The sequence below is a fragment of the Shewanella sp. Actino-trap-3 genome, assembly GCF_002836275.1.
GTDB lineage: Bacteria > Pseudomonadota > Gammaproteobacteria > Enterobacterales > Shewanellaceae > Shewanella > Shewanella psychromarinicola.
The window spans coordinates 2,764,426-2,780,104 of sequence record NZ_PJCE01000001.1 but is presented as its reverse complement, the minus strand read 5'-3'; the positions used below and the strand labels follow the sequence as shown (position 1 = coordinate 2,780,104).

The 15,679-nt window shown below is 41.2% G+C and carries 12 protein-coding genes, 1 other RNA gene and 1 pseudogene; 5 read left to right on the top strand and 9 right to left on the bottom strand.

Going from position 1 to position 15,679, the window contains the following annotated elements; genetic code table 11:
* Positions 1-19 precede the first annotated feature (19 nt).
* From CXF80_RS11835 to CXF80_RS11820, 4 genes are all read right to left on the bottom strand, one after another.
* Positions 20-589 (bottom strand): BON domain-containing protein, encoded by a 570-nt coding sequence (locus CXF80_RS11835; protein ID WP_101033054.1) that lies wholly within the window; start codon positions 587-589, stop codon positions 20-22.
* The gene (locus CXF80_RS11830) at positions 586-1,179 is read right to left on the bottom strand and encodes a phosphoheptose isomerase (RefSeq protein ID WP_101033053.1); all 594 of its coding nucleotides are present in this window, start codon (positions 1,177-1,179) and stop codon (positions 586-588) included. The genes CXF80_RS11835 and CXF80_RS11830 overlap by 4 nt, the downstream gene beginning before the upstream one ends.
* Positions 1,180-1,307: 128 nt before the next feature.
* Positions 1,308-1,634 (bottom strand): YraN family protein, encoded by a 327-nt coding sequence (locus CXF80_RS11825; protein ID WP_101033052.1) that lies wholly within the window; start codon positions 1,632-1,634, stop codon positions 1,308-1,310.
* A complete protein-coding gene (locus tag CXF80_RS11820; protein ID WP_101033051.1) occupies positions 1,631-3,454 on the bottom strand; it encodes a penicillin-binding protein activator in 1,824 nt (607 codons plus the stop codon). The genes CXF80_RS11825 and CXF80_RS11820 overlap by 4 nt, the downstream gene beginning before the upstream one ends.
* Positions 3,455-3,543: 89 nt before the next feature.
* On the opposite strand from CXF80_RS11820, the gene rsmI reads away from it, so the two are divergent.
* From rsmI to CXF80_RS11805, 4 genes and pseudogenes are all read left to right on the top strand, one after another.
* Entirely contained in the window at positions 3,544-4,386 is an 843-nt protein-coding gene (gene rsmI / locus CXF80_RS11815) for a 16S rRNA (cytidine(1402)-2'-O)-methyltransferase (protein WP_101033050.1), read from the top strand.
* A gap of 54 nt (positions 4,387-4,440) precedes the next feature.
* Positions 4,441-4,797: RNase P RNA component class A (gene rnpB, locus CXF80_RS11810), an RNA gene on the top strand.
* Positions 4,798-4,836: 39 nt separating this feature from the next.
* Positions 4,837-5,028, top strand: a pseudogene (locus tag CXF80_RS20790) (DUF6538 domain-containing protein); the annotation flags it as partial.
* Positions 5,029-5,055: 27 nt separating this feature from the next.
* Positions 5,056-6,264 carry a tyrosine-type recombinase/integrase gene (locus CXF80_RS11805; RefSeq protein ID WP_198554760.1) on the top strand — a complete coding sequence of 403 codons (1,209 nt, stop codon included), beginning with the start codon at positions 5,056-5,058 and terminating at the stop codon, positions 6,262-6,264.
* A gap of 273 nt (positions 6,265-6,537) precedes the next feature.
* Here the strand turns inward: CXF80_RS11805 and CXF80_RS11800 are convergent, their stop codons facing one another.
* The 5 genes from CXF80_RS11800 to CXF80_RS11780 all read right to left on the bottom strand — a co-directional run bounded on the left by CXF80_RS11800 (position 6,538) and on the right by CXF80_RS11780 (position 14,746).
* Positions 6,538-7,467, bottom strand: coding sequence for a hypothetical protein (locus CXF80_RS11800; RefSeq protein WP_101033048.1), 930 nt, complete (start codon positions 7,465-7,467; stop codon positions 6,538-6,540).
* A complete protein-coding gene (locus CXF80_RS11795) occupies positions 7,464-8,570 on the bottom strand; it encodes a DNA cytosine methyltransferase (protein ID WP_101033047.1) in 1,107 nt (368 codons plus the stop codon). The genes CXF80_RS11800 and CXF80_RS11795 overlap by 4 nt, the downstream gene beginning before the upstream one ends.
* Before the next feature lie 667 nt (positions 8,571-9,237).
* Complete coding sequence (locus CXF80_RS11790; protein ID WP_101033046.1) at positions 9,238-11,391, bottom strand: TonB-dependent receptor; 2,154 nt, start codon at positions 11,389-11,391, stop codon at positions 9,238-9,240.
* 205 nt (positions 11,392-11,596) lie between these two features.
* Complete coding sequence (locus tag CXF80_RS11785) at positions 11,597-13,276, bottom strand: ShlB/FhaC/HecB family hemolysin secretion/activation protein (RefSeq protein WP_101033045.1); 1,680 nt, start codon at positions 13,274-13,276, stop codon at positions 11,597-11,599.
* A gap of 249 nt (positions 13,277-13,525) precedes the next feature.
* Positions 13,526-14,746, bottom strand: coding sequence for a threonine/serine ThrE exporter family protein (locus CXF80_RS11780; RefSeq protein WP_101033044.1), 1,221 nt, complete (start codon positions 14,744-14,746; stop codon positions 13,526-13,528).
* A 342-nt stretch (positions 14,747-15,088) separates the two neighbouring features.
* On the opposite strand from CXF80_RS11780, the gene CXF80_RS11775 reads away from it, so the two are divergent.
* Complete coding sequence (locus tag CXF80_RS11775; RefSeq protein WP_101033043.1) at positions 15,089-15,484, top strand: MAPEG family protein; 396 nt, start codon at positions 15,089-15,091, stop codon at positions 15,482-15,484.
* Positions 15,485-15,679: the final 195 nt, after the last annotated feature.

The following is a 15,679-nucleotide window of genomic DNA, read 5'->3' as shown; positions in this document are numbered from 1 at the left end:
GCCACAATGTACCGCAGGATTAAGATTCGGTGTATTCAAAAACCTTAATCACTTTACGCACACCAGCAGTATTCCGAGCGATTTCAACGGCTAAGTCAGCTTGCTTGCGGTCAATTAACCCAAGTAAAAAGACTTCGCCGTTTTCGGTAATCACTTTTACTCGAGTAATGTCGAGTGACTTTTCATTTAACATGCGGCCTTTCACTTTGGTGGTCACCCAAGTGTCGTTGCTGCGAGTGGTAAACGATGTTGGCGTACCAATACGAATTTGGTTATGTATTTTGCCGCCAATTTGTAACTCTTGCACCACTTTAATGGCTTTATCGCGCAGCATTGAGTTAGGTGCTTGGCCTATCATCAACACATTGTTGTTCATCACAATCGCCGCGATATTGGTTTGATTATTAAGGTCATCATGTTTTGATAATGCGCTAGCAATAACAAAGTCAGCATTAGTATCGCTAATTTGAGTGCTCATGCTGCGCTCATCATTTGCCATTTTGGCACCACTAACGGCGCCAACCATGACCGCACCAGCACACCCCTGCAGCATTGCCAAGACTGAGATGATGAGTATGGCTCTTATCATGCTTGTTCATCCTGTGGGAACAAGGTGCGATCGATGTTATCGCACAAGCAGTGAATAACCAGTAAATGAACTTCCTGAATACGTGCGGTGACGTTTGATGGTACCCGGATTTCTACATCACCCACACTCATCAAGCCAGCCATTGCGCCGCCGTCTTTACCGGTTAGCGCTACAATAGTCATGTCGCGGCTTAACGCTGCTTCCATGGCTTTAATAATGTTACCCGAGTTACCACTGGTCGAAATAGCTAATAAAATATCCCCTGGCTGACCCAGTGCAAAAATTTGCTTCGAGAAAATTTCATCGTAGCTATAATCGTTGGCGATAGCCGTAATCGTTGAAGTGTCACAGCTTAATGCAATTGCAGGTAGCGGTGGACGTTCAATTTCATAACGGTTTAATAACTCAGCAGAGAAGTGTTGAGCATCACCAGCACTGCCGCCATTACCGCATGACAGAATTTTATTACCGCCAAGTAAACATTGCACCATCATCTCTGCAGCTTTTTCAATAGGCTCAGGTAATGCTTCTGCAGCATCAATTTTAGTCTGAATCGATTCGGTGAAACTATCTTTAATACGTTCTAACATGCAACAATCCTTACGCTAAATTATGTCTACGTATGTCTCTGATTGGCTTTTTATCGTTGCTCATCAGTTAGACTCGGTAATTTGACTATATGATGCCATAAATCAAGGTTATGGTAATCAGTTGTCGCTTAAAAACAGCCTTGTAGCCAGTTTATTTCATCAATATTCATCGCAATCACATCAAAGCGACAAGGTGGATTCAATTTTTGGCGTTGTAAATAATGATCAGCAGCTAATCTTATCCGGGTGATCTGTTTGCTTGTTAAGGCATTTAAGGCTCCACCAAACTGATTTGACGCCCTAAATTTTACTTCAACAAACACCCATACATCCTGTTGGCGCATAATCAAATCTATTTCACCAAATGGGTAACGCACATTAGCCTCTACAAACGTCAGACCTTGTTGTTCAAGGTAAGTTCGCGCATGTTGTTCAGCTAATTGTCCGCGGTTCATAGTGGTGTTAATTGCCCTTGGGTATATTGTCCCCAAGACAATTGACGATCAATCACCCCATTAGGGTCCACCGATAACGCACCGCTGCGGCCCATAAATTGATATCCTGGGAAAGCGCGCATTTGGGCTAAACGGTTGACCAATTCAAGTGCATCAAAACCCATAACATACAAACGTTTTTGGCTGTTATTCCAACCACTCCATAGCGCTGACACCATTTGGGTTTCGCTACTCGATTGCATTAACCATGGCACATCACTAATCATCAAGTTATTGAGTTCTTGAGCCGACTGCGCCGACTCGTTTTCAAGGCGGCTGCGACTCGTGGTATACAAGGCTACGGGTTCAGAGAACACACTAAAGTTAACGTCTAAAAAGGGTTTGAGCAGGGCTAAATCTTGTGAACCCGAAATCATGTATATCGCATCAGTATCTTGGCGAGAACGAAAATCTGATTCTAAGCTACTGCCCAATAAATTACGCATTCTGCTAATTCGCGCTTGGCTATCTGTAACGCCTAATGCTTGTTGAACTGTTACCTTCATTTGGTCGCCAGCATCATAATAATACACTTCGGCATCATTACTGGTTAGGGTTAACCAAGTTTGCTTAAAACTGTCAGCCATACGCTTGCCAATGGCATCATTACTTACCAGTAGTAGCGGCAGCTTTACCCCATCACTATAGAGTTTCTGTGCCGCATCACTGGCTTCTTGCGCTGGTGACAATGAAAAATAAAATAAATTTGCCTGTGGCGTAAATGTATCTGTTTGGTTCAAATACAATTGAGGCACAGTGCTTTGTTGTTTGTCGTTAATTTTTTGTAATTCTTCAACTTCATTGGGTAATAACGGCCCAATGATAAACTCTGCACCTTTGGCGACAGCTTGTTGGTAAGCCGCCGTGACGCCTTGCTGAGTATCATAAAAGTTAAGCGACACATTGGTATCAAAATCAGATAAATAGCTAGATAATAATCCTTGGCGAATTGGTTCGGCAATCGCAGCGCGCGGACCCGTTAACGGTAATAAGACGGCAATATTTTGTGGTCTAAAGGGTTTGGCATTCAGTGCTTTTTCTAAATTAGCGGGTAACTTCACCGCTCCCGGGTGATAAGGGTTATTGCGTTGCCACTCACCTAAATAACGCACCAGCTGTGTTGGCTCAACGGCATAACGCTTGGCAATATAGGTTAGTTGCAACCAACCTGCAAAAATCGGATTAGATTGATCACGCATAAACGACTGCACAGTTTCTTCATGCAAAGGCTGTAGCAGTTTCCAAATGACATCATTAACGGCGGCCGTTTCGGATTTTGGTAAGTAATTGCTTAATAAGCTGAGTTGCTTTACCTGATCGATGGGCTGCTGAGTATGCTTATACAACTTGGCTTTATATTGGTGATAACTTGCCATTTGCCAGCGTGGTAGCTGCCAATGCGGCGGATACTGTAAAATATCTAATGCGGCTTGGCTGCTATTGGTTTTTTCAACAATGCGGGCGCGCAAGTAAATATGCTCAGCGAGAAGCGAAGGTACCTTCACCATTGGCTTTTGCATTGACGTTAAAACATTGGTGGCAGCATTAAAATTACCATCATTTATATAAGCGTGAGCCGCCAGTAATAAATAACGATCACGCTTTTCTGGTAAACTGCTATTGGTAGCATTAACTAAATAAATTTTAGCCGGATGCTCCGCGGCAACGAGTGATGCGTTTACGTCAACATTATCTTGCTGTTTTTTGGCGGCACAACCTACTACCAATACAGAGAAAATCAACGCACACACGAATTTTGTAGTATTCAGTCTTTTTAACACTTGGCTTCACTCTGGTAAGATGCTGGCACTAGTTTAACCTGCTCTTACGCTTGGCGAAAGTATCAGGTAGATTCATTATCGAGGTAATTATGGACCAAATGGTCGCGCTGTATATTGTTCCCACCCCTATTGGTAATTTTGGCGACATCAGCGCTCGTGCATTAGAGGTGCTGCAACAGGTAGATTTAATCGCCTGTGAAGACACTCGCCACAGTGGAAAGCTGCTGAGTCACTTTGGTATTGAAACCCGTAAAACGGCACTACATGATCACAATGAACGTGACCGAGTGCAATGGATAGTTGAACAATTAGATGCGGGCAAGTCAATAGCTCTCATTTCTGACGCTGGCACACCGCTCATTTCAGACCCCGGCTACCATTTGGTTAATTATGTCCGCAAAGCGGGCCACCGAGTGGTACCTTTACCGGGTGCTTGTGCCGCGATTACGGCCTTGAGTGCATCGGGATTACCGTCGGATCGATTCAGTTTTGAGGGGTTCTTACCGTCAAAAGAAAAAGCCCGTATCGATAAACTTGAATTTCTTAAAGAAGATCCTCGTACACTCATATTTTACGAATCTCCTCACCGTATTCTGTATAGCCTTGCCGCGATTATTGAAGTGTTAGGCGCCGATAGACAAATCGTGATGGCGCGTGAAGTCACTAAAATTTTCGAAACCTTTTTATCTGGCACCGCTGCTGAAGTTTTGGCGATAGTTGAAGCCGATAAAAATCAACAGAAAGGCGAAATTGTCATCATGTGTCACGGCTTCTCATTATCTGATGAAGAAGGTGTTCCAGCGGTCGCGGTCACTACGTTAAAGCTACTCTGTGAAGAATTACCGCTTAAAAAGGCCGCGGCTATTGCGGCACAAATACACGGTTTAAAGAAAAACGCTTTGTATAAATACGGTTTAGAGCTCGATTTATAAAAAGTCCGTTGCTTATGCATTGGTTTGTTGCGCTGCTTAAGCTATAATCCGCGCCGAGTTGGCCAGACAGTTGCCGCGTACGCAAGTACGGGGAGGAAAGTCCGGGCTTCAAAGAGCAGGGTACCAGGTAACGCCTGGGCGGTGTGAACCGACGACAAGTGCAGCAGAGAGGAGACCGCCATTTATTGGCTTCGGCTAAAAATGGTAAGGGTGAAAGGGTGCGGTAAGAGCGCACCGTGCGACTAGCAATAGTTCGTAGCAAGGTAAACTCTACCCGAAGCAAGACCAAATAGGGTCCCGTATGGCGCTGCTCGCGTTGGGACCGGGTAGGTCGCTTGAGCCTGTGAGTGATTGCAGGCCTAGATGAATAACTGTCCACGACAAGACCCGGCTTATCGGCCAACTCAAACCTTTCGAAATAGAAGGCCTCGCAGCAATGCGAGGCCTTTTATGTTACAAACTGTGCTACAAACTGAGACACATACAATCCCCTATACGCTCCAGCGTAATGGTATCTACTACCTACGGATACGCGTACCAAAGATCATAAGAGAAGCAACAAGCCTACCGCCTGTCATTCGACAAAGTCTTCATACCAAATCCCCAAGAGTAGCTAAAAAGATTGTTGATAATGTACTTAGTCAATTTGATGATTTAAGGAGTTCATTGGTGGCTAAAACAATTAAAATGAATTTAGTAACGGTTATGACATTTCATGACAACGGTAAACCGAAATCCTTAACTAAATATGATTCTGGTTGTGACAAACATGATAGTGAAAGTGCTCTAAAGCAGACATTAGCGCTTGAGGAATTAAGTATTAAGCATCGGGTTAACAATGATTCAACTGTCGAAAATACAGGTGGCATGAAGCTATCTGAGGCTATAGAGGCCTATAAAGTTTGGCGAAGTAACCATATCCCTAAAGGTAGTAAAAGAAGAGGCTTAACTGAAAAAGCTGCTGCTACACGGTATAGCAATTATCAAATATTATTATTAATACTTGGGGATAAGCCTATTAAAGCGATTACTCGGGCTAATATTAAGCATGCAATTACAATTTTTGCCAATTTGCCTAAGAGAAATATAAATCCCTATTGCAAAAATCGGGATGTATCTGTGTGGGTTGAAGCAGCTAAGAAAATTGAAATTCCAGAAGACGATCTTGTTTCTACTAAAACAGTAAAGGAAGCTTTTAAAGACTTTCAGTCACTTTTTTCTACATTTTTAACGAGTGTTATCTTTGAGCTTGATACTTCACCTACAGAAAGACAAAAAGTTGAATACGAGAGTTTGCCATATGCTTGTTTTTCATTTGATCAAATGAGTTCAATCGTGAACTATTGGAAAGATCAACCAGAATCTGATTATCGGTGGATTATCTTACTAGGAGCATATACAGGTGCAAGAAGGGGAGAGATTTTTAATTTAGAAACTTCAGAAATACAATTCGAAGATTCATGTAAGAGGCATTGTCTCTTCATTTTAGATGGTAAAAATAATAATGCGAGACGAAAGATCCCCATACATATAAATCTAATTAATATGGGTTTTTTGGACTTTGTTACAAAGAGAAAAGCTAATCAAGGTGAAAAGGCTAAATTGTTTAGAGATTTTAAGACTGCTCATTACATTACGGATAAGTTTCGCAGTTCTTTCGAAACCATATCTATTCCACTACTTAATGATGAATTACGAAGATTTTCATTTCATAGTTTGAGATCGGCCGTAATCACTGAGTCACTACAATTTAACGAATTACATATGATTCAAAGGGTTGTTGGTCACGAAATAAGCAATGCACCTGTTACAAAAAAATACGCGGGTGTATTTGAGTTTAAGAATGTTCTAGACGTTATAGACTGCTTAAAGTGGTAGCTAAATTAAATAATATATTCATCTCATTAAAGATGTTGAAACCAAGACTATATACTCAAGTACCTGCCAGAGGTTTAGAGTGTTTTTTAGAACAGAGAGAGCGTTTCATGAACGGTTATAGCTAGATCTTTATTGTAGGTTTTTGCTCACTTTTTTAGAAGTAAAAGTTAGATTTCAAAAAAGTAAGCTCTTATGCCTGAGCATTGGATTGCGTATTAGGATTTGTGATCTTGTAGGTAATCAACCATACTGACTACCTACAAGATCTTAATTTTATTGGTTCAATATTTTTTTGAAATACTCTGCAACTTTACCAACTTCATCATGAAGTTTTAATGCCTGTTCAACTTCAAGATTTTCTCTCTCAAAAATAGTGCCATCACTATATACAGCTTCATAAATTAGTGTTTGGTTAAAGTTGTCAGCCTCGATCTGCTTATTTACAGAAAAACTATTTAGGTAGTCTTTTGCTTTTTCATGGTTATCGAAAATCACTCTGTCACCCATATAAACACTGGTAAAACCGTAAGAAATTGGGATTGATGCGATCTGAGCAATAAGTCTTTTTTTATATGATTCAAAAACCTCCTTACCGCATATAGCATATAGATTGTTTGAGATTTCCGTCTCTTTATTATGGTCTAGTAATGCCTTTTGAGCTTCAACCGCAAGTGTAGATTTTTCTGTTTCATTTGCTCCATCAAGATAATCTATTTCGATGCCTGATGCTTTCCATGCATTAATAATATGTCCTTTGGGTATAAAAAATAAATCGATTCCTCTAGACTTAACATATTCTTGAGCTGGACGAGTAAAATCACCTGCGGATACAATACCTAAAACCCTAGCAGTCGGATATGTATCTCTCATAGGCATTAATTTACCTGAATCATCCCGTGCTTTATCTTTTGAATGTCGAGCACCACGCCTCCAAAACGTTTCAAAAAATGCTAGAGGAACTCCAAATTTTTTATCATCACCCCCTAGTTCAATTACAAAGTCATAATCTACTGAGTTACCGTCTAAATCGTCCCAAAGTATTTTTCCACCTCGACATGCGCGTTTTTTAAAGCGATGATCTAAATATAATCCAAGTTCTGTTACAACAGCTTCAAAAACTGCAGAAGCAATATTTTTTTCATACCAATCGCCAACTAGCTGGCCTAATTTATGTCCACTTGAAGATGTTGTTTTATTATTCACAAATATTCCTTTATATGTTTTGCAATTGCTTGTGCTAATAGGGGGGGGACTGCATTTCCAACCTGATCATCTTGAGTAACATATTTGGCTTTTCTTGTTAAGTTGCCAAAAAAACAATAATCATCATCAAAACTTTGTAGTCTAGCTGCCTCTCTAACTGTAAGCCCCCTAGGAATCCAAGGGTGAATGATATCTGTTCTAAAATTACAAGTTATTGTTCTAGCAGGGACACTATCAAGCAGCCTAAAAACGTTATTTTTCTTTGTACGTAAATGCTCTGGTAGTGAGCGGATGTCTCCACCTTGAGGCATATGGTTATACCTTTCGATTATGTTTAGATTGTGTCTCGTTGCTCTATGATTAAATAAAATTCCAGATTGACGCTGACCTCTAACCAATTGTTGAAATTGATTCTGTGCCTTTACTTTAAAATGAGTCGATTCAGTCCCTTCACCCTGATGTATTTTAGGGAGATCGGCTAATGCATCTTTCACACTAACATGTGGAAGAAGGTGTCCTGAGAAAAGGTCACCATTGGACTTTTTACTTGAAGCAATATGTGTTGGATTGGGCATATTCACTGGCCCCTTACCATATCTACCAATAAGAATAAATCTAGGTCTTGCTTGAGGGACTCCATAATCAGCAGCATTTAATACTTCATAAGCAACCTCATACCCCGCAGCTGAAAACTCTTCGCAAATTGCTTCTAAAACTAACCCGCCCTGCATGGACATTAATCCTACGACGTTTTCAAATACTACAACTTTAGGTTTTAATTCCTTAACAATTCGAACGTATTCTAGGAATAACTTATTTTTAGGATCATCAGGAAGACGACGGCCAGCCAGACTAAAGCCTTGACATGGAGGCCCACCTATCACCACATCAATGCTTTGACCGCCGGTAAGTTGTGCAATTTTTTGAGAATCGAGAGTTGATATGTCTGCGCAAATGCCATTAATACCAGGATGGTTATAGGTAAGGGTTTCAATAGCTTTTAAGTCAAAATCTACAGCAAAAATATTTTTAAATCCCCCTGCTTTTCTAAAACCCTCTGTGAAACCTCCTGCTCCACAGAATAAATCAACTGTATTGATCACTAGATAACCGCCAAATTAAATTAAATATACGTAATAATAAGTTTTTCTCCTCTGAGATGCACATTTTAATGATGGTTTACAAGTTATCAGAAGTTATTTTTTAGTAATTATGATTTAAATCATATGGTTGTTGTTTTTTGTTTTCAGGAGCATAAATATAGCAATGAAACTTATCATCTAAAATATTTTGGCATAAACTCTTAATGCGTGTTCTTTGTAGTATATTTCAATAAATACATTTTGTGGGGTGTGAGAGTGTGGCCTATAGAGCTAAATGGATACACTTTACGTTACCATTCGCGAATATTTAAGAGCCTCGACCAAAGAGCAAAATAGCTTTGGAACCAAACCTGAGTTAAAGGTAATCGCCCAAGCTAAGGGCGAAAATTCTAACCATGCCATATAGCGTATTTGATATGAGCTGGACAACTACGTGGCAAGATACCCAGTTTCAGTTAAATGTGAAAAACCTGTTTGCTAAAGACTATGTGTGAGTAGATTTTCTAAGCACAATGGTCATGTCCTCGCGCGCCAAATGAAGTGGTATTATTTGTATAGCATCACTGTTAATTGAAGGCTGTTAGTGGGCGGTTAATTAACATTTTGCTGAAAAAACAGGGCGTAAACAATGAATGGTTTACGCCCTGTTTGTTATCCCGCTGCCGGGTTAAAAGCTGGCTTTTACGCCCATATTAATGGTGGTACCCAGTGATTTGGTATAGTAACTCGCGTTAGTAGAAGCTTGTGAGCGGGCAGAAAAATAATCTTCATTAAGTAAGTTTTCTACCCCTAGTGAGAGTTGCCAATTATTGAGTTGATAGCGACTGGTTAGGTTTACTAGGTTATAATTTTCGATAGGGCCTTGAGACCCAATATATGCGCCATCGATCGGCTCAAATCGGTCACGGTCACCAACAGACATGTAGTTAATGCCGATACTTGCCTCTTCAACAGGCTGCCAACTGACATAAGCGGTTAATTTAGGTGGTGATATGGTGCCACCATCTAGATAAGTATCGGTATCAGTGTCTTTACCTTCAATCCAACTATAGCTTAACCCCGTGCTGAGATTATCAAATACACGATAGTCAATTTGTGCTTCGTAACCCCAAATTTTTTGTGGTGCACGCACGGGTAAGTAAATGCCTGTTGTTGCATCAAAGCTATTACTTGTACCTAATTCTGATTCACTTCGGTAGGCAGCAATTTCATAATTGACATCACCCCATTGCCCTGCAAAACCGATTTCATAGTTATCAACAATGGATGACTCGGTGCGGATTAACGCAATATCATCAACCGTGGCGGTGCGTAAAAGGCGACCAATATCTGAAATATCTGCACCTTGGGAAAAACTCATAAATGGGTTAAATAACGCGTTGATATTGTAACGTAAGCCAATATTATATGTGGTTGAGTCATATGTTAATTCTCCGCCAGTGACATCAAAAGGTACTGAGCAAGTACTTGGGGTTCGGCAGAGTGTTAAGGTTTGATAATCATCGACAGTTAATTCGACGCTATCTTGGCGGATCCCGGCTTTTAAAACCCAATCATTGGCAATGACAAACTTAGTTTGTAAATAAACCGCTAAGTTACCCATGTCCATTTCAGGCACCCAAATTCGGCCGTCTTCTAATGGTTGTGAACTGATGTCTTGCAGTGCATCAATACCGTAAATAAAGCTTGATTCGACATTATCCCAATCAACTTGGGTGGCAAAGTTAACCCGCAGGCCTTTCTTTTCTGACTTGATAAACGATTGGCCGCCTTCGTAACCTTCACTTAGGTTAGCGAGTGCCGTTGAAAAGAAGAACATATTTTCAATTTTTTGCAGGTAACCATCGACGGTTAATTGGGTGTTATTGAATATCTCATAGTCGACGTATTTTAACATTAGGTTATGATTGCCGCGCGGCCCTTGAGGGGCGCCCAGTTTTGCAATCCCAGTAGTATTTTCTACGGCGTAAGTTTTTTCGCCAGTGTTAGCATTGCCAGCAACATCTATGTAGTCTGAGTTTTGTTGGGCTTCGTAGTAGTTATACGTCAGTTGAATCGACTTGTCGTCATCAAGTTGGTAGCTGAGTTTGGTAAAATAGTTGTTCGATTTCGTTTCTGATAAACCATAAACTAATCCGATGGCGTCACCTTCAGCATCGCGTTCCACGCCTGTTTTTTCTGTAATGGCACTCAATACGTAGCTAAAGTCACCAAGGGTACCGTCTATGGAGGTATCAACTCGATAACCGGCACTGTCTTGTAATTTTACCGCGCTAAATTTACTGGAAACCCCGACATTAACGCGTGCTTTATCTTCGCTGGCTCGTTTAGTGATGTAGTTGATTATCCCGCCTGAAGCACCATTGCCATAAATAGAGGTTGCCCCTTTAATCACCTCGATACGTTCAATTGCTCCAGCATCGATAGAGCTTATGCCTAATTTGCCATTTCGTAATGGGGTAGATTGGGGCACGCCGTCAATCATCACTAATGCGGCACGACCACGGAGATTTTGCCCTGAGTTACTTGATGTGCCTGTACTTGGCGCCAGTCCTGGGACGCGAAATGCGAGTAAGTTTTGTAACTCAGAGGTGACTAACATGTCTTGTGCAAGGGTTTGTTGTTCAATAAGCGTGACTGAAGAGGGGACTTCGTCTATCCGTTCGGCTGAGCGACTGCCAGTAATAATCATTCGCTCCATTGAGGCATTGTTGTCTGTGGGTTGTGATGATGATTCTGCATTGGCATTAGCTGCGGGGAGTGCTAATAAAAATAATGCACAATGAGTCGCTATAGCCAATTGGCTAGGCTTGAATAACATAGGTATACCGATTAAGAAATAATGAATGGGAGGTAATGATATTCATTATCATTAACAAACGCAGATTATTTACATTATTTACATTAAATCAGATGGATATTAATAATTCATTTAACGAGTGAGTGTTGATTGTTTAGTCTTAATCGTTTACTCGTTAGTGCTACCGTTCTAGTTAGGCGCTGTGGTAACAACAGAGCCTGCCTGGTTAGAAATGATCTTTCACTTGGAACCTGAACTCCCAAGCATTGATGTCGTTACCTGTGGTGATCGGAACGGCAATGTCAACATGGGCTACGTTACCGTAACTGGATTTAGAAGAGTAAATCCGTGCGCCAATACCAATACTACCAATAGGACCATCAACTTCGTTTTGCTCATCTGGGCCACCGCTTGCTTGACCGATATCGGCAAATACTGCCCAGCCTAACTCGGCCAGTTGATATAAATTGATGTTTGGATAGTATCGGATTTCACTCGTGAGCAACCATTGATTATCACCATGCTGGTAGTCATTGGGGTAACCGCGTACGCCGGTTTCATCACCAAGTGCAAACGTTTGATCAAGATAGTTATTGTGTGAGGTTGCAATGCGCGCCTTGGAGTAGGCGGTCCATTTAGGGCTAATTTGATGAAAATATTCCGCAGCTAAACCCACATTATAAAAATCTTGTTGGCCAGTTTGAATATCGGTCCGCCCAGTTAAACTCATTAACAATAATTGATTGTCTTGTTGCCAACCGCGACTGCTTGAAGCCGTTACGTGATAACCCATATCCGCATTGTCGGCGATGTCATTGGTTTCAAATCCTACACTTACCGTATGATGCCAACCTAAGTTAAAGTCTTCGTTTTTATTAATCAGCTTGATATTATTCAATACTGTGTATTGATCTTGCAGGTATTCGTAGCGGATCCAAGGATAAACAAACTCACGATCAAAAGGTAAAGGCGAAACTGGGTAATCGTCTATGTTACTAAATTGATGTTTATCTTGGGTAATCCCCAGACTAACACGATGCAATTGATCTGCTTGTTTGTCGACTAACCAACCAAAACCTACATTGGTATAATCAATCACATGCTCAAATTCATTAATGTCTTGGCCATTTTGTCGTGTGGTGTCGATGCGCGTATCGGTCAACCACGACAAGGTGTACATGTTCTGAGTATCTAGCGTGTAGAAGGGTTTATTAAAGGCAATTGCCGATGCTTGGCCGTCGCTGTTATCGTAAAAATCAACCGACACATTACCGTGTTTAACCCACCTTACTGGAGCATCAAAGGCAAACTTGTAACCGGTGCGTTCGGCACTCGATTGATATTTTATTTTGGTTTTAACCCCTAATCCCAGTAGGTTATCTTCTTTTATGCCAAATGAGTATTTGGTGTCGCCGCCATTTTTACTCAAACTCACCGTTGGCAGTAGTGACCAGTTATCCCATGTTTCTACTAATACCACGTCTTCAACGTTGTCATCGGCGAGAGGATCTTTTCTGGCGATATTGATATCAGCGTCACGAATATAAGGTTCGTAGCGCAGTAATCGCTGCGCTTCTTGAAGATCTTTCTTGGTAAGACTATCGCCTTCCTCAAAGCTTAAGCTATTGAGAATAGTCGATTCTTTGGTATTGATATGCAGATAATTGGCCCAGCGATGAAGGAAAATAGCATCGGGTGCCGACTCGTCAAAAATAGGATGACTGACCACCACAATGTTAGTGACCTTGTCGACATCATGCTTATTGGTTGTCGATGGTGATGATTTGCGGGTGACAGAGTCATCTTTGACTATTAACTGCGCCCTAGTGTCAATTATGTTTGCTTGAACACAAGACGAAGCAAGCAGGATGGCGAAAAAAAATACTGCCGTAAATATTATTGGCATAGCTTCGTCCTTATTTTTATTGTTATGTCTTTAATAGGTCAGCAAGCGTTGAAGTATTGTTTCCTGTATGAGGTTTTTATGTTGCCTATTTGTTTTATATCATACCTGAATAATATAATAGTCAAGCATTTAGCTTGAATAAATATTTCATTTAGCCATCAAAATTGTGTGGATATTTAGATTGTAAAAATAACGGCTGCAATAATAGCAGCCCTTAAGTCGATAGGAATATGAGGATAGCACTAACGTTTACAGCGAACGGCGAGGAGGCACAACAACGTTAGCAAAAATGAGTCCAGCGATTAAAGACATAAAAATGAGAAAAATTTGCGACCCCAAATGCGCTTGGTTAAGCATGGTTTCACCCGAAATTAATGCATTTAAGCCAATATAGGTTTTACTGCCAGGCACAAGAATAACGATGCCTTGCAGCAATGCAATGGATGCAGGTGCTTTCATCCAGCGAGCATAGAGGTTTGAATATATCCCTACCGATAACGCGCCAACAAATATGCCAATGGATTCGCCTAAGTAAATTCCTCCGAGCATGGCAGAAAAGAATGCCACAATGCCAGCACAAACCCCCCAAGGAGAGTCTTTTAAGCGCGCTTTAAAGATGATCACCAGTGACATAGACAATAGCGGCACCGCAGACCAAATAGCCCAGCGTGGCAGTGGAATGGGTTCAACATAAATGGCATCACCAAAGATGGCTTTACCAATGGTCATGCCGAGCACGGCGCCAAAATACAGTTTAAACAGCTGCATCACAGCGTCCATAATGCGCGCAGTACCAGAGATTAAATCGCGGGCGGCTAGCTCAGCTAAACCGAGTGTGAGCGCAAGGCCAGGGACAAAGATAATGATCCCAGACAAAATGGTGACAGGTAAATTGATGCTGGGGTCAAATTGCGCAATACCGGAGACCAAGATGGCGCACATAACCGCCGCCATGGGCTCGAGCATTTCGGCGATACGTTTTGATCGTTCAGCCCAAAAGACTAAACCGTATACCAGTAAGCCAAGTATGGCCGACCAAAAAACATCGTGCCAACCTGTGCCCATTAGCATGGCAAACCCGCCCGCACTTGTGCCAAAGGCCAATAACGTCAGTTTGTGTCCATAAGGATTAGGCTTATTGGCTATTTCTTCTAAGCGATCAAGGGCTTCTTGCAGTGTCCGTTGCCCAGAGCTGAGTTCTTCTACCAGTTCAAAGGTGCGCGCTAACGAGCCTAAATCGAGATCGCCCGGATTCACACGGGCTACGTGATTGTATTCTTGCTCAGTGTCATGCTGAAGTACGAAGGTCATCGATGTGGGTGATATTAAGAAATACCCTTCGATACCCAGAGTCGTTGATACGGTTTGTAAGTGAGATTCTAAGCGATACGCCGGGGTACCAAACTTGTGTAAGGCTTTTCCTAATTTAATGATAAATCGACGTTTTTCTAAAAAATCCTGATTATCCACTGGGCGATAGTCACTTTTTGTAAGGTGATGAGCTTATTTGGCGCGAATATTAACCGATTAAGGCGTGTGTTTACAGCCAAACTGATCCAATATGATGTTATATCGCTAAGCCACTTCAACATGCTCGTTTTAGAGCTCCCGAAGGGCAAGTTGAGAAGCAACCTGTTTCAGTGTTATAAAATAGAAAACTAGAATAACTAGAATAACTAGTCCAGCTATTTCATGCCTTGACTCTGTCACCTCTATACTTGCTCAATCCGGTATTTCGAGGTCGTTTGGCTATACTCAACTTATTAAATATTGATGAAATAACAATAATATAGTCTTTTAAAGGAATAACTCATGACATTGATGGTATCGGGTTTATATGCTGGCTTAACGGCACTGTTGGTTTTAGCATTATCTTACAAAGTGGTTAAATTTCGCCGAGCGAATAAAATTGGTATAGGTGATGGCGGCCATCAAGGATTATCCGTTGCCATAAGAGCCCACGGGAATTTAATTGAAAATGCCCCCACAGTGTTAATTTTATTGGTGCTAGCTGAATTTAATGGTATGCCAATGTACTTGGTACATTGTTTGGGCACGGCTTGGATTGTTGCGCGTTTACTGCATGCTATTGGACTTAATCAAGGCAAGGGTGATTATCATTTTGGTCGATTTTACGGCGTATTAATCACCTGGATTGTACTATTGATTTTAGCTGTTGCTAATATTGGTTTCTTTCTTGGGTTATAACATTGAAAACATGAGGGAATAGCAATATGACCACTCAATTTACAAGGGTATAACAGGATAAAAATATTTCACATTTGGTGTTTTTTTAGTCACACTTAGTGTCGCGGTACTGCTATAATCTGCGTCCGTTAAATTCAGCCACAGGCTGATGTTGTCAATGGATCAGGCAGACTGATTTTCCCCATTTATGTAGGT

Excerpts from the sequence above, each read along its gene's own strand:
- CXF80_RS11835 (WP_101033054.1), bottom strand. The coding sequence starts at position 589 with ATGATAAGAGCCATACTCATCATCTCAGTCTTGGCAATGCTGCAGGGG.
- CXF80_RS11790 (WP_101033046.1), bottom strand. The coding sequence starts at position 11,391 with ATGTTATTCAAGCCTAGCCAATTGGCTATAGCGACTCATTGTGCATTA.
- CXF80_RS11830 (WP_101033053.1), bottom strand. The coding sequence starts at position 1,179 with ATGTTAGAACGTATTAAAGATAGTTTCACCGAATCGATTCAGACTAAA.
- CXF80_RS11825 (WP_101033052.1), bottom strand. The coding sequence starts at position 1,634 with ATGAACCGCGGACAATTAGCTGAACAACATGCGCGAACTTACCTTGAA.
- CXF80_RS11785 (WP_101033045.1), bottom strand. The coding sequence starts at position 13,276 with ATGCCAATAATATTTACGGCAGTATTTTTTTTCGCCATCCTGCTTGCT.
- CXF80_RS11775 (WP_101033043.1), top strand. The coding sequence starts at position 15,089 with ATGACATTGATGGTATCGGGTTTATATGCTGGCTTAACGGCACTGTTG.
- rsmI (WP_101033050.1), top strand. The coding sequence starts at position 3,544 with ATGGACCAAATGGTCGCGCTGTATATTGTTCCCACCCCTATTGGTAAT.